Below are 14,118 nucleotides of genomic sequence, written 5' to 3' on the forward strand. Positions count from 1 at the left end.
TGCGTCAACAGTCAGAATCGAGCCTTGTCCCTCCTCCTCCCTTCAAGTCCTACCATACAAGCGAGCCTGCTCGCGAAAGCGCCAGTTGCAGCACCGAGGTGTCCGAAGTGGAAAGCCAAAATTACATGCTGTAAAGATTTCATGACGAAATCCACAGGTAAAACCCATGAAATCGCCTTTCTCTTGATCCCGTAAGAAAATGCTTACGCTTCATTCTCTCAGATCCTTCTTCCACCGCTCTATCCCGCTTGTTTCCCGATCCTATGCAAGGTGTCATGCGCGCCATGCCTGTCGTGCAGGTGCATAACAAAAAGGAGGCGCAATGACCGCCGCAATCCGTTTCCAGCTCTCATCGGGGGCCGGTTTTTACGCCGTCCCCGCCCGTGACCTGCAAAGGTCTGACGTCCTTTTTGCTGCCACCCGATCGCTTCGGGGTGGACACATGCAATCCCGGCTACCGACACGCTGATCCAGCGGGGTCTGGCAGCAGGGGGTTACAGGTGTACAATGCGCCGCGTTTTACCTGTGACCTCCTGCGCATCTGCGCAAACCTCAAGGCTATCCGCCTTGTTCACTCCGCCGCGCCACAAGCGTGTCGGGTTCGATTTCGTCACAGATAAAAACAAACAGGTGACGCATGACCGTTGTAAATACGCTGAACTCCTGGTGCCTGCGCTGGGGTTTGATCGACGCTGCTTAACGTCCTTCTGAGTAGCAACGTCAACTGAATATCATCAAACCTTGCGTGAGACCCTTTTCATGAGTGGACAAAACTCGCATTCAGGCGAGCTGAAACGCGGCCTGAAAAATCGCCACATTCAACTGATTGCCCTCGGTGGCGCCATCGGTACCGGTCTGTTCCTCGGCTCGGCCGGGGTACTGAAATCCGCCGGGCCGTCGATGATCCTCGGCTACGCCATCTGCGGCTTCATCGCCTTCATGATCATGCGCCAGCTGGGCGAAATGATCGTCGAAGATCCGGTGGCCGGCTCCTTCAGCCATTTCGCGCACAAGTACTGGGGCGGCTTTGCCGGCTTCCTGTCGGGCTGGAACTGCTGGATCCTGTACATCCTGGTCGGCATGTCGGAGCTGACGGCGGTCGGCAAATACATCCACTACTGGGCGCCGGACATCCCGACCTGGGCCTCCGCAGCCGCTTTCTTTGTGCTGATCAACGCCATCAACCTGGCCAACGTCAAAGTCTTTGGCGAGGCCGAGTTCTGGTTCGCGATCATCAAGGTCGTGGCGATCGTCGGCATGATTGCCTTGGGCAGCTACCTGTTAGTCAGCGGCAACGGCGGCCCGCAAGCGGCGGTCAGCAACCTGTGGTCCCACGGCGGCTTCTTCCCTAATGGGATCACCGGCCTGGTAATGGCCATGGCGTTCATCATGTTTTCCTTCGGCGGCCTGGAAATGCTCGGTTTCACCGCAGCCGAAGCCGACAAGCCGAAAACCGTGATCCCCAAAGCGATCAACCAGGTGATCTACCGCATCCTGATTTTCTACATCGGTGCGTTGGTGATCCTGCTGTCGTTGACCCCGTGGGACAGCCTGCTGACCACCCTGAACGCCTCCGGTGATTCCTACAGCGGCAGCCCGTTCGTGCAAGTGTTCTCGATGCTGGGCAGCAACACCGCTGCGCACATCCTCAACTTCGTGGTCCTGACCGCGGCCTTGTCGGTGTACAACAGCGGCACCTACTGCAACAGCCGCATGCTGCTGGGCATGGCCGAGCAGGGCGATGCGCCGAAAGCACTGGCGAAGATCGACAAGCGCGGCGTGCCGGTGCGTTCGATCCTGGCCTCGGCCGCCGTGACCCTGATCGCGGTACTGCTGAACTACCTGATCCCGCACAGCGCGCTTGAGTTGCTGATGTCGCTGGTAGTGGCCACGTTGGTGATCAACTGGGCGATGATCAGCTACTCGCACTTCAAGTTCCGCCAGCACATGAACAAGACCAAACAGACGCCGCTGTTCAAGGCCTTTTGGTATCCGTACGGCAACTACATCTGCCTGGCGTTCGTGTTGTTCATTCTTGGCGTGATGTTGTTGATTCCGGGGATCCAGACGTCGGTGTACGCGATTCCGGTGTGGCTGGTGTTCATGTGGGTCTGCTACGGCATCAAGAACAAGCGCCATGCACAGCGCGCCTTGCAAGCAGCCGTGGAGTAACGCTGCACAGAAACAACAAACCCGGCCATGTGCCGGGTTTGTTTTTTTCAGGATTCACACAAAAACCTGTGGGAGCGAGCCTGCTCGCGAAGGGGCCCTGTCAGTCGACATCACTGTTGCCTGGCACGCCCCCTTCGCGAGCAGGCTCGCTCCCACAAGGTCCGTATTCCTCCCACCTATTCGCGGTATCCTGCACCCTCTGATTACGGACGCTTTTCCATGCTGGTGATTTCCAACAACGTGCATCTGCCGGATGCCGAGATCGAATTGACGGCCATTCGCGCCCAGGGGGCCGGTGGGCAGAACGTCAACAAGGTTTCCAGCGCCGTGCACCTGCGCTTCGACATTCCGGCCTCGTCCTTGCCCGAGTTCTACAAGGAGCGGCTGCTGGCGCTGCGCGACAGCCGCATCACCAGCGAAGGCGTGCTGATCATCAAGGCCCAGCAATACCGGACCCAGGAGCAGAACCGCGCCGACGCGCTGGAGCGTTTGGTCGAGTTGATCCAGAGCGCTACCAAGGTCGAGAAGAAACGCCGGCCGACCAAGCCGACCCTCGGCTCGAAAACTCGTCGGCTTGAATCCAAGAGCAAGCGCGGCAACATCAAGGCCGGGCGCGGCAAGGTGGATTTCTAGCCAGCGTCTCGCGCTTGTCGATGCCTTGGGGCTTGCCGATACAGGTAGATGCAGAGCATCAGACTGCTTAGCGCGGCAATGGCGGCGAACAGGAAGATCGAGGCAAAGCCGAATCCCGCCGCAATCGCACCGGCCAACGGCCCGGTGATCCCCAGTGACAAGTCGATGAACAGCGAATAGGCGCCGACCGCCGCACCACGACTGGAGGCCGGCACCAGGTTGACCGCTTCGACACCCAGTGCCGGGAACACCAGCGAGAAACCAAAACCGCTCAATGCCGCGCCCGCCAACGCCCAATGCGCATCGGGTGCCAGCCACAGCAGTAACAGGCCGAGGGTTTCCACCGACAGGCAGGCAATCGCCACGCGAAAACCGCCAAGGCGATTGATCAGGTTGCCAAACAGCAGGCGCGCACCGATGAAACTCGCTCCGAACAGGCTCAAGCACAACACGGCGTTGTCCCAGTGCTGGGTGGCGTAATACAGGGTGATGAAGGTGGCGATGGTGCCAAAGCCAATCGAGCCCAGGGCGAGGCCGCAACCGTGGGGCAAGACCCGACCGAGCACGTGCATGAACGGCAAGCGTTCACCGACAACGATGGGCGCAGCGATTTTCGGCCACGCCAGCAGCAGGCCAAGTACCGCCAGCAGCACAATGCTCACGCCCATGCTCCACAAGCCCATCTGCTTGACCAGCAACACACCCAAGGGCGCGCCCACCGCCAATGCGCCGTAACTGGCGATGCCGTTCCATGAGATGACCTTGGCGGTGTTCGCCGCGCCGACCCGGCCGATGCCCCAGCCAATCGAGCCGGAACCCACCAGGCTTTCGGCGCTGCCGAGCACCAGGCGGCCGATCAGCAAACTGATCAGGCTGAGCATCGGCAGGCTTTGGGTCCAGGCCGATAGCAGCATGAACACGCCGCTCAAGCCACAGCCCGCCAGGCCATACATGACCGCCAGTTTGCTGCCCTTGTTGTCGATGATTTTCCCGGCGTAGGGGCGGCTGAGCAGGGTGGCCAGGTACTGCACGCTGATCACCAGCCCGGCGATTACGGCGCCAAAGCCCAGGTCGCTATGGACATAGCCTGGCAGTACCGCCAAGGGAATGCCGATGTTGAGGTAGCCGATGAAGGTAAACAGGACGATGGAAACGACTTGCAGCGTGACCGCCAGGGGGCGCTGTTGTTCAGGCATGGGTAAAGGTCCACGGGAAAGCAGGATAGATAGGCTGCTTATGATAGCGGCGCGAGCGGCCGTGGGTCGTGGAAAAAGTAAAACTATTTTGTCGTGCGGGAGCGATCAGGGCTTGGCAGGCGCTACCAATTGCGTGGTAACCAGGGCGGCCAGGGCATTTTCTTCGCTGCCAAAGCGGGCGAGCAGCGCGGCTTGTTTTTCGGGAGAGAGGCGATTCCAGATCTCGATCATTTTCTCGGCGGTGCCGATCAGGACGCTGGCTTGGGCTTCGGAAAATTCGTCGGTCATGGAGGGCTCACTGTTCAGGCGGTGTGGAAAGCGCATGTTAGCGCTTTCCACACAGTCTGTACGGCGGGTGTGTCAGTCTTCGCTGTCAGCCTGGCGGCAGTCAGTGGCTTCTTTCGGCTCGGGCTGTTGGGCACCGGCTTGTTGCGTGGTCGTCTGCTCAGGTACGTGCAGGCTTGGGAAGGGGAGATTAGGAATCTCGTGCATGGTCGCGCTCCTCGCTAAGTCTGTTGATAGATCTGGTCGATCCGCGCTTTCAAAAAAGCCTTGGCAGGATACAGGAGTAAAAATGACAAATAGACTTTTATATCTATTTGTTTCGACGAATGGGATTGTCTAGACAGGTAGTGAAGAACGTGGCAGTCGATCGTTCCCACGCTCTGCGTGGGAATGCCTCCACGGACGCTCTGCGTTCGGCTTTGGATGGGACGCGGAGCGTCCCGGGCTGCATTCCCACGCGGAGTGTGGGAATGATCAGTGAAGGAGAGTTATTTGCAGACTTTCGCGATGGCTTCGGCCAACAGGTCAAGACGCGACGCATCGATCCCCGCCACGTTCGCCCTGCCCGAGCTGACCATGTACACGCTGTGGTTATCCCGCAGGTCTTTCACTTGTTCAGGTGACAGCCCGGTGTAGGAAAACATTCCGCGCTGCATGCCAATGTGCGCGAAGCGCTCACGCAAACCGTAGGCCTCCAGCGCTTCGAGCAAACCGCTGCGCAGTTGTGCAATGCGCAAGCGCATGGTTTCCACTTCGTCGGCCCAGAGGTTTTTCAGCTCCGGGTCGCCGAGGATGGTCGCCACCACGGCAGCGCCGTGATCGGGCGGCGTCGACCACAGGTTGCGGGCGATGTTGGCCAGTTGGCTGCGGATGTCGGTCAGCTTGTCCGCAGATTTCGCGCAGACAATCAGCGCCCCGGTGCGGTCGCGGTACAGCCCGAAGTTCTTTGAGCAGGAGCTGGTGATCAGGACTTCCGGCAATTCGGCGGCAAACAGTCGAGTCGACCACGCGTCCTGCTCCAGGCCGTCGCCGAAGCCTTGGTAGGCGAAGTCGATCAGCGGCAGCAACTCGCGCCGACGCACCACCTCCAGCACCCGGCGCCAGTCATCATGGGACAGATCGAAGCCGGTCGGGTTGTGGCAGCAGGCGTGCAACAGCACCACGTCGCCCTTGGGGGCTTCATTGAGCACGGCAAGCATCGCATCGACGTCGAGACGGTTGTCGCTGCCCACGTACGGGTAATGGCTGACCTTGACCTTGGCCGCGGCGAAAATGGTTTCGTGGATCGGCCAGGTCGGATTGCTCAGCCAGACCCCACGGCCTGGCAGGCACTGGGCGATGAAGTCCGCGCTCAAGCGCAACGCCCCGGTGCCGCCCGGAGTCTGGGTGGCGCCGGCGCGCTGTTCGGCGATCAACTTCGAGTCGGCGCCGAGCACCAACTCGTTGATGACTTTGCCAAAAGCCGGGTCGCCATGACCGCCGATGTAGGTCTTGGTGGTCTGGCGATCCACCAGTCGCGCCTCAGCGAGTTTCACGGCCTGGGGAATCGAGGTCAGGCCCTGGGCGTCTTTATAGACACCCACGCCAAGGTCGAATTTGCGCGGGTTTGGGTCCTGCGCATAGGCCTCCATCAGGCCGAGGATCGGGTCGCCGGGCACCCGGCCGATGGCGTCGAAATGCATTACTTGCGGCCCTCGGCGTCCTTGGCCACTTCGTCTGTGCGCGCCGCCATGATGAAGTCGTTGCGGTGCAGGCCCTTGATCGAATGGCTCCACCAGGTCACGGTGACTTTGCCCCACTCGGTCAGCAGGCCAGGGTGATGGCCTTCGGCCTCGGAGATTTCACCGACGGCGTTGGTGAACGCCAGGGCGTGCTTGAAGTTCTTGAACAGGAAAACCTTTTCCAGCTGCATGATGCCGTCGCGAACTTCGATGTTCCAGTCGGGGATCTGCTTGATCAGGATCGGCAGTTCTTCGTCGCTGACTTGTGGGGCGTCGGCGCGGCAGGCTTCGCAGTGGGCTTGGGTTAATGCGGTCATGATGGGTTCCTGAAATCGTATTATTGGAATTCGGCCGTCAATGTCACCACGCTAAAGCAAAGCGTCGGTTCCGGACAGGCTCACTTGATGCTAAAAGCTGCGGATCACGCGGCTTTTGGTTTTGGCGGAAATTTTGGCGCGTGCAGACCCATCTGCATCGCTTGCTTGACCATGCCCATGATGTCTTCGTGGGCCAGGTCGAACAGGCGCTTGAGGTTCGGCAGCACAAAATACAGCGGTTGCAGAATGTCGATCCGGTAAGGCGTGCGCATGCACTCCAGCGGATCGAATGCCTGGCGCTCAGGCTCATCCGACAGGCAATACACGGTTTCCTTGGGCGAAGAAAGGATGCCGCCACCGTAGATGCGCTGGCCTTGCGGGGTGTCGAGCAGACCGAATTCGATCGTCATCCAGTACAGGCGCGCCAGGTACACGCGCTCTTCCTTGGAAGCCTGCAGCCCAAGTTTGCCGTAGGTGTGGGTGAATTCAGCGAACCAGGGGTTGGTCAGCAAAGGGCAGTGGCCGAAAATCTCGTGGAAAATGTCCGGCTCTTGCAGGTAATCCAGCTCTTCGCGGGTTCGAATGAAGGTAGCCACTGGAAACTGCTTGCTGGCAAGCAATTCAAAAAAGGTCTGGAAGGGAATCAGCGCCGGAACGCGGGCGACTTGCCAGCCGGTGGTTTCACCGAGGACCTTGTTGATCTCGCCCAGTTGCGGAATGCGGTCGTGGGGCAGACCGAGTTTTTCGATACCGTCCAGGTATTCCTGGCACGCACGCCCTTCGATCACTTTCAGTTGGCGAGTGATCAGCGTGTTCCACACCGCGTGTTCTTCAGCGGTGTAGTCGATAAAACCTTGCGCATCGGGCTCACGAGCCACGTATTGCGTCTGCTTCATGCTGCTCTCCTGCTAGGGGATTCGTTCTTGTTATGTACTGCTTTGGACCTAGGAATACCCCAACAATTGCATCGATGCAGCCGGTGGAACGCGTCCTGTGCGGGAAATTCACGGTCAATTCGTAAAGTTTTCGTTACGTATTGGGCGTCATCGCGTAGATGTTGAGATTGGCGGGTAGGAAAAGCCCTTCACCTGTCACATAATCTTGACGACAAAGTGAGCGTTCCTGCAGAAAAAATCCTGCGAGGGGCCTCTTCACCACTGTCCAGGCCTCTATATGCGTATCAAAGTCCACTGCCAGAACCGCATCGGCATCCTGCGCGACATTCTCAACCTGTTGGTCGAGTACGGCATCAACGTCGCTCGGGGCGAAGTGGGGGGCGAGCATGGCAATGCCATTTACCTGCACTGTCCGAACCTGATCAATATCCAGTTCCAGGCGCTGCGTCCGAAATTCGAAGCGATTGCCGGGGTGTTCGGTGTCAAGCGCGTAGGGCTGATGCCCAGTGAGCGTCGGCACATGGAGCTCAATGCGTTGCTCGGCGCGCTGGAGTTTCCGGTGCTGTCGATCGACATGGGCGGTTCGATCGTCGCGGCCAACCGCGCGGCGGCGCAGTTGCTGGGCGTGCGGGTGGATGAAGTGCCGGGGATTCCCTTGTCGCGTTACGCCGAGGATTTCGACTTGCCGGAGCTGGTGCGCGCCAACAAATCGCGGATCAACGGGCTGCGGGTCAAGGTCAAGGGCGATGTGTTCCTGGCCGACATCGCGCCCCTGCAATCGGAACATGACGACAGCGAAGCCATGGCCGGGGCGGTGTTGACCCTGCACCGTGCCGACCGGGTGGGCGAGCGCATCTATAACGTGCGCAAGCAGGAGTTGCGCGGCTTCGACAGCATCTTTCAAAGCTCGAAGGTGATGGCGGCAGTGGTGCGCGAAGCCCGGCGCATGGCACCACTCGATGCACCGCTATTGATAGAAGGCGAAACCGGTACCGGTAAAGAGCTGTTGGCACGCGCCTGCCACCTGGCCAGCCCGCGTGGGCAATCGCCGCTGATGGCGCTCAATTGCGCCGGCCTGCCGGAGTCCATGGCCGAGACCGAGTTGTTCGGCTATGGCCCTGGTGCCTTCGAGGGCGCCCGGGCCGAGGGTAAGCTCGGCCTGTTGGAATTGACGGCCGGCGGTACGTTGTTTCTCGATGGTGTCGGGGAAATGAGCCCGCGGTTGCAGGTGAAACTGCTGCGTTTCCTGCAGGATGGCTGCTTCCGTCGCGTCGGCAGCGATGAGGAGGTTTACCTCGATGTGCGGGTGATTTGCGCGACCCAGGTCGACCTGTCCGAACTCTGTGCCCGCGGCGAGTTTCGCCAGGACCTGTATCACCGTTTGAACGTGCTGTCGTTGCACATCCCCCCGCTGCGAGAATGCCTCGACGGCCTGACGCCGCTGGTGGAGCACTTTCTCGATCAGGCCAGCCGGCAGATCGGTTGCCCGCTGCCGAAACTCGCACCCGCGGCCATGGACCGGCTGAGCCATTACCATTGGCCGGGTAACGTACGGCAACTGGAAAACGTGCTGTTCCAGGCGGTCTCCCTGTGCGATGGCGGGACGGTCAAGGCCGAGCATATTCGTCTGCCGGATTATGGCGTGCGTCAGCCACTTGGCGACTTTTCGCTGGAGGGTGGGCTGGACGAGATTGTCGGGCGCTTTGAGAAAGCGGTGCTGGAGCGTTTGTATTCCGAGCATCCGAGCAGTCGGCAACTGGGTAAAAGGCTGGGGGTTTCGCATACCACCATTGCCAACAAGTTGCGTGATTATGAGGTGGGCAAGACAGAGTCCTAGCTGATTTTTGCGGTGATAGCGCACGCCTCTTCGCGAGCAGGCTCGCTCCCACAGGGGATCTTCAGTGCGCCGCAGATCCAATGTGGGAGCGAGCCTGCTCGCGAAGGCGGCGGTGGCCATCGCCCAAGGCCAAGCCTTGCCACCCACCGGCACGACACCGCCGGTTTTTCGTCTCTGACACAATCCCCCATTTCCCTCTAAATACCCTCAAGTCCTTTATTTGCCGGGCTTCGCGCCACCAAAAACAACTTGGTCTGCAAATTGCTTATGCCACCTCAGTACAGCATCGGGCGGCAAACGTCCGGCAGGCAGAGGAAAGCGTGTGGACAAGTACCTTTATGTGGCAATGACCGGTGCCAGCCAGAATGCACTGGCGCAAAAGGCTCATGCCAACAACCTGGCGAACATCTCTACCAGCGGCTTCCAGAAAGACCTGGAGCAGGCCCGCTCGATGCCGGTGTTCGGCGACAGCTTTCCGGCGCGCGCGTTTGCCTTGTCCGAGCGCCCGGCTACCGACTTTACCCCTGGCTCGCTGGTACAGACCGGGCGCGACCTCGATGTCGCCGTGCAAGGCAGTGGCTGGCTGGCGGTGCAGAACCCCGATGGCGGCGAAAGCTACGTGCGTACCGGCAGCCTGGTGGTGGACGCCTTGGGCGTACTGCGCGCTGGCAACGGCATGCCGGTGATCGGCAATGGCGGACCGATTGCCGTACCGCCTGAGCAGCAGATCGAAGTCGGCGAGGACGGCACCATCAGCATCCGGGCGATGGGCGAAGGCCCGCGCGTCATGGCCGAAGTCGATCGCATCAAGCTGGTCAACCCGGACATCAAGAACATGACCAAGGGCCTGGACGGTTCGATCCACACCAAGGACGGTGCACCTGCGCAAGCCGATGCTGGCGTCAAGCTGGTGTCCGGTTTCCTTGAGTCGAGCAACGTCAATGCCGTGGACGAGATGACCCAGGTGCTGGCCCTGTCGAAGCAGTTCGAGCTGCACATCAAGATGATGAACACCGCCAAAGAAGACGACCAGGCCATGGCTCGGGTCTTGCAGATCAGCTAATTACCAGAACGTCGCGCCGTAAAACAGGCGCACGAGGAGAATCGAATGCTTCCGGCTCTATGGGTTGCCAAAACCGGTCTGTCCGCCCAGGACACCAACCTGACCACTATTTCCAACAACCTGGCCAACGTGTCGACCACGGGTTTCAAGCGTGACCGCGCCGAGTTCCAGGACTTGCTGTACCAGATCAAGCGTCAGCCAGGCGCCCAGTCGACCCAGGACAGCGAACTGCCATCGGGCCTGCAACTGGGTACCGGTGTGCGCATTGTCGGCACCCAGAAAAACTTCAACGCCGGCAGCCTGCAAACCACCGAGCAACCCCTGGACATGGCCATCGACGGTCGCGGCTTCTTCCAGATCCTGCAGCCGGACGGCACCACGTCCTACACCCGTGATGGTACTTTTCACCTGGACTCCAACGGCCAGATCGTCAACGCCAGCGGCTTTGCCCTGGAGCCGGCAATCGTCATTCCGAACGACGCCCAGACCTTCACCGTGGGCAAGGACGGCACCGTGTCCATCACCGTCGCCGGCAACCCGGCTTCCCAGGTGATCGGCAACCTGCAGACCGCCGACTTCATCAACCCGGCCGGCTTGCAAGCGGTGGGCAACAACCTGTTCCTGGAAACCGCCGCCAGTGGCGCGCCGCAAGTTGGCACCCCGGGCCTCGCCGGTTTCGGCACCACGCTGCAGAACACCCTGGAAACTTCCAACGTCAGCACCGTTGAAGAGATGGTCAACATGATCACCACCCAACGCGCCTACGAGATGAACTCCAAGGTGATCTCCACCGCCGACCAGATGCTCTCGTTCGTAACGCAGAATCTGTAATCAAGTCTATGAGGCGGCCGTGCGGCCGCCTGCAGCACCGTGAGGTAGGGTCATGAAACGCTTCGTCTCTGTTCTGGCATTGAGTGGGATTACCGCGCTCGCAGGCTGCGTGCCCGTGTCGCCCAAGCCCAATGACCCTTACTACGCCCCGGTGTTGCCGCGCACGCCGTTGCCGGCTGCCGCCAACAACGGTTCGATCTACCAGGCCGGTTTCGAGCAGAACCTGTACAGCGACCGCAAGGCGTTCCGGGTCGGTGACATCATCACCATCACCCTGAACGAGAAGACCCAGGCGAGTAAAAACGCCAACTCGCAAATTGGCAAGAACAGCAAGACCGGCATCGGCCTGACCTCGCTGTTCGGTAGCAGCGCAACCACCAACAACCCGTTCGGCGATGGCGACCTGAGCCTGAGCGCCAGCTATGAAGGTGACCGCGCGACCAAGGGCGACAGCAAGGCCGGGCAGGGCAACAGCCTGACCGGTTCGATCACCGTGACGGTGGCGGATGTCTTGCCCAACGGCATCATCGCCGTGCGTGGCGAGAAGTGGCTGACCCTCAACACCGGTGACGAACTGGTACGGATTGCCGGCCTGGTGCGCGCCGATGACATCGCCACCGACAACACCGTGTCGTCGACCCGCGTCGCCGATGCGCGCATCACCTACTCGGGCACCGGTTCGTTTGCCGATGCGAGTCAGCCAGGCTGGTTCGACCGTTTCTTCCTCAGCCCGCTGTTCCCTTTCTAGGTGGTCACCTTGCATTTCAAAAGTCTCATGGTGGCCGCATTGTTGATGTCTGCGGCCTTCAACGCTCAAGCCGAGCGCCTGAAGGACATCGCCAGCATTTCCGGCGTGCGCTCCAACCAGTTGATCGGTTACGGCCTGGTGGTCGGGCTTAACGGCACCGGCGACCAGACGACGCAAACCCCGTTCACCTTGCAGACCTTCAACAACATGCTCTCGCAGTTCGGCATCAAAGTGCCGCCGGGTTCGGGCAACGTGCAGTTGAAGAACGTCGCGGCAGTCTCGATCAGTGCCGACTTACCGGCCTTCGCCAAGCCAGGTCAGCAGATCGACATCACCGTGGCCTCCATCGGTAACTCCAAGAGCCTGCGCGGCGGCACCTTGCTGCTGACGCCGCTCAAGGGGATCGACGGCAACGTCTATGCGGTGGCCCAGGGCAACCTGGTGGTCGGCGGTTTCGATGCCGAAGGTCGCGACGGCTCGAAGATCACGGTCAACGTGCCGTCGGCCGGTCGCATCCCCGGCGGTGCCTCGGTCGAGCGCGCCGTGCCGAGCGGTTTCAACCAGGGCAACAGCCTGACCCTGAACCTCAACCGTTCCGACTTCACCACGGCTAAGCGCATCGTCGACAAGATCAACGACATGCTCGGCCCTGGCGTGGCCCAGGCCATCGACGGCGGATCGGTGCGCGTCACCGCGCCGCTGGACCCAAGCCAGCGTGTCGATTACCTGTCGATCCTGGAAAACCTCGAGATCGATCCGGGGCAGGCGGTGGCCAAGGTCATCATCAACTCGCGCACCGGCACCATCGTGATTGGCCAGAACGTCAAGGTTTCGCCGGCCGCCGTCACCCACGGCAGCTTGACCGTGACCATTACCGAAGACCCTATCGTCAGCCAGCCAGGTCCGCTGTCCAATGGCCAGACGGCCGTCGTGCCGCGCTCGCGGGTCAACGCCGAGCAGGAAGCCAAGCCGATGTTCAAGTTCGGCCCGGGCACCACCCTCGACGAAATCGTGCGTGCGGTGAACCAGGTCGGCGCGGCACCGGGCGACCTGATGGCGATTCTTGAAGCACTGAAACAGGCTGGCGCCTTGCAAGCCGACCTGATCGTGATCTGAGGACGGCGACCATGGACATGAACAAGAGCGGTCGGGTCAGCAGAAGCGATTCCGGTGCTTTTTCCGACCTGAACCGGCTGAACCAGCTCAAGGTCGGCGACAAGAACAGCGACGCCAACATGCGCAAGGTGGCGCAGGAGTTCGAGTCGCTGTTCCTTGGCGAGATGCTCAAGTCGATGCGCTCGGCCACCGAATCGTTGGGCAAGGACAACCCGATGAACACCGCCGAAGCCAAGCAGTACCAGGAAATGTACGACCAGCAACTGGCGGTTTCGATGTCCCGCGAGGGCGGCGGTATCGGCCTGGCGGATGTGCTGATGCGCCAGATGTCGAAGAACAAGCCGCTGGCGCCGGGTGAAGCGGCAACGCTGTCCGCCGCCAAGCAGGAGGCTGCAAAAGCCGCTGCGCAAACCCCGGTGGCCGCCGGCACGACGGCGCTCCATGGGCCGCTGTCGCGGGTCAATGGCGAACGTCCTTTGTGGGCTTCTCGTTCGGTCAGCGCACCGAGCGGTGAGGGCGAGCACCGCAATGACATGGCACTGATCAATCAGCGCCGGCTGGCGCTGCCGCCGAAACTGGCCGATCGCTTGCTCGCGGGCCTGGTGCCTTCCGCCACGCCAACCAACGCTGGTGTGGTCAACAAGGCGCCATTGCCCGAGCGCGTCGCAAGCAGCGGTTCCGGCCCCTTGTACAACGGCGACTGGCTGGCCAATGCCCAGGCAGCACAGAGCGGGTCCCTGCAGATTCACGGGCGCGCCATCGCGCAAATCCCCTTGGCGCCAGCGAAAAAAGCCTTCAGCAGCGCCGACGAATTCGTCAACACCATGCTGCCGATGGCCAAGGAAGCGGCCGATCGCATTGGTGTCGATCCGCGTTACCTGGTAGCCCAGGCCGCCCTGGAAACCGGTTGGGGCAAATCGGTCATGCGGGCCCAGGATGGCAGCAGCAGCCACAACCTGTTCGGCATCAAGGCCGGCAGCAGTTGGAAGGGTGATTCGGCACGGGCGATCACCAGCGAATTCAGGAACGGCGAGATGGTCAAGGAGACGGCCGAGTTCCGTTCCTACGACTCCTACAAGGACAGCTTCCATGACCTTGTCACGCTGCTGCAAACCAATAATCGCTATCAAGATGTCGTGAAGTCGGCCGATAACCCGGAACAGTTTGTGCGCGAGCTGCAAAAGGCCGGTTACGCAACCGACCCGGCTTACGCCAGCAAGATTTCGCAGATAGCCAGGCAGATGACGAGTTATCAGAACTACGCTGCGGCGGGCGTTTCCACAACGCCTTTATAGACATAAGG

14 protein-coding genes are annotated in these 14,118 nt (G+C 60.7%); 8 read left to right on the forward strand and 6 right to left on the reverse strand.

The window, feature by feature from the left end:
- Nucleotides 1-759: 759 nt before the first annotated feature.
- Together AC3WWR_RS14705 and arfB are read left to right on the forward strand one after the other, a co-directional pair.
- The gene (locus tag AC3WWR_RS14705) at nt 760-2,172 is read left to right on the forward strand and encodes an amino acid permease (RefSeq protein ID WP_033041237.1); all 1,413 of its coding nucleotides are present in this window, start codon (nt 760-762) and stop codon (nt 2,170-2,172) included.
- A 219-nt stretch (nt 2,173-2,391) separates the two neighbouring features.
- Nucleotides 2,392-2,805, forward strand: a complete 414-nt coding sequence (arfB, locus tag AC3WWR_RS14710) for an alternative ribosome rescue aminoacyl-tRNA hydrolase ArfB (protein ID WP_008055510.1) — start codon at nt 2,392-2,394, stop codon at nt 2,803-2,805.
- Here arfB and AC3WWR_RS14715 read toward each other — a convergent pair.
- The 6 genes from AC3WWR_RS14715 to phhA form a co-directional block, all read right to left on the reverse strand.
- Nucleotides 2,802-4,001, reverse strand: coding sequence for an MFS transporter (locus AC3WWR_RS14715; RefSeq protein WP_033040543.1), 1,200 nt, complete (start codon nt 3,999-4,001; stop codon nt 2,802-2,804). The two genes, arfB and AC3WWR_RS14715, sit on opposite strands and share 4 nt — an antisense overlap.
- Before the next feature lie 105 nt (nt 4,002-4,106).
- On the reverse strand, nt 4,107-4,289 hold the full coding sequence (locus AC3WWR_RS14720; RefSeq protein WP_020796929.1) for a hypothetical protein: 183 nt from the start codon (nt 4,287-4,289) through the stop codon (nt 4,107-4,109).
- Between the two features lie 72 nt (nt 4,290-4,361).
- Complete coding sequence (locus AC3WWR_RS14725; protein ID WP_020796930.1) at nt 4,362-4,493, reverse strand: hypothetical protein; 132 nt, start codon at nt 4,491-4,493, stop codon at nt 4,362-4,364.
- A gap of 281 nt (nt 4,494-4,774) precedes the next feature.
- Nucleotides 4,775-5,968: an amino acid aminotransferase gene (locus AC3WWR_RS14730; RefSeq protein ID WP_020796931.1), complete on the reverse strand. Its 1,194-nt coding sequence runs from the start codon at nt 5,966-5,968 to the stop codon at nt 4,775-4,777.
- The gene (locus tag AC3WWR_RS14735; protein WP_008055502.1) at nt 5,968-6,324 is read right to left on the reverse strand and encodes a 4a-hydroxytetrahydrobiopterin dehydratase; all 357 of its coding nucleotides are present in this window, start codon (nt 6,322-6,324) and stop codon (nt 5,968-5,970) included. The genes AC3WWR_RS14730 and AC3WWR_RS14735 overlap by 1 nt, the downstream gene beginning before the upstream one ends.
- A gap of 104 nt (nt 6,325-6,428) precedes the next feature.
- A complete protein-coding gene (gene phhA / locus AC3WWR_RS14740; protein ID WP_020796932.1) occupies nt 6,429-7,220 on the reverse strand; it encodes a phenylalanine 4-monooxygenase in 792 nt (263 codons plus the stop codon).
- 277 nt (nt 7,221-7,497) lie between these two features.
- On the opposite strand from phhA, the gene AC3WWR_RS14745 reads away from it, so the two are divergent.
- From AC3WWR_RS14745 to flgJ, 6 genes are all read left to right on the forward strand, one after another.
- Nucleotides 7,498-9,057 (forward strand): sigma-54-dependent phenylalanine hydroxylase transcriptional regulator PhhR, encoded by a 1,560-nt coding sequence (locus AC3WWR_RS14745; RefSeq protein WP_020796934.1) that lies wholly within the window; start codon nt 7,498-7,500, stop codon nt 9,055-9,057.
- Between the two features lie 322 nt (nt 9,058-9,379).
- A complete protein-coding gene (locus AC3WWR_RS14750) occupies nt 9,380-10,120 on the forward strand; it encodes a flagellar basal body rod protein FlgF (RefSeq protein WP_020796936.1) in 741 nt (246 codons plus the stop codon).
- Between the two features lie 45 nt (nt 10,121-10,165).
- A complete protein-coding gene (gene flgG, locus AC3WWR_RS14755; protein ID WP_008055493.1) occupies nt 10,166-10,951 on the forward strand; it encodes a flagellar basal-body rod protein FlgG in 786 nt (261 codons plus the stop codon).
- Nucleotides 10,952-11,003: 52 nt separating this feature from the next.
- Nucleotides 11,004-11,699 carry a flagellar basal body L-ring protein FlgH gene (gene flgH / locus AC3WWR_RS14760; RefSeq protein ID WP_020796937.1) on the forward strand — a complete coding sequence of 232 codons (696 nt, stop codon included), beginning with the start codon at nt 11,004-11,006 and terminating at the stop codon, nt 11,697-11,699.
- Between the two features lie 27 nt (nt 11,700-11,726).
- On the forward strand, nt 11,727-12,815 hold the full coding sequence (locus AC3WWR_RS14765) for a flagellar basal body P-ring protein FlgI (protein ID WP_033043362.1): 1,089 nt from the start codon (nt 11,727-11,729) through the stop codon (nt 12,813-12,815).
- Between the two features lie 11 nt (nt 12,816-12,826).
- Nucleotides 12,827-14,110 carry a flagellar assembly peptidoglycan hydrolase FlgJ gene (gene flgJ / locus AC3WWR_RS14770; RefSeq protein ID WP_492598824.1) on the forward strand — a complete coding sequence of 428 codons (1,284 nt, stop codon included), beginning with the start codon at nt 12,827-12,829 and terminating at the stop codon, nt 14,108-14,110.
- Nucleotides 14,111-14,118 lie beyond the last annotated feature (8 nt).

This window comes from Pseudomonas sp. EB271-G4-1 (genome assembly GCF_058791355.1).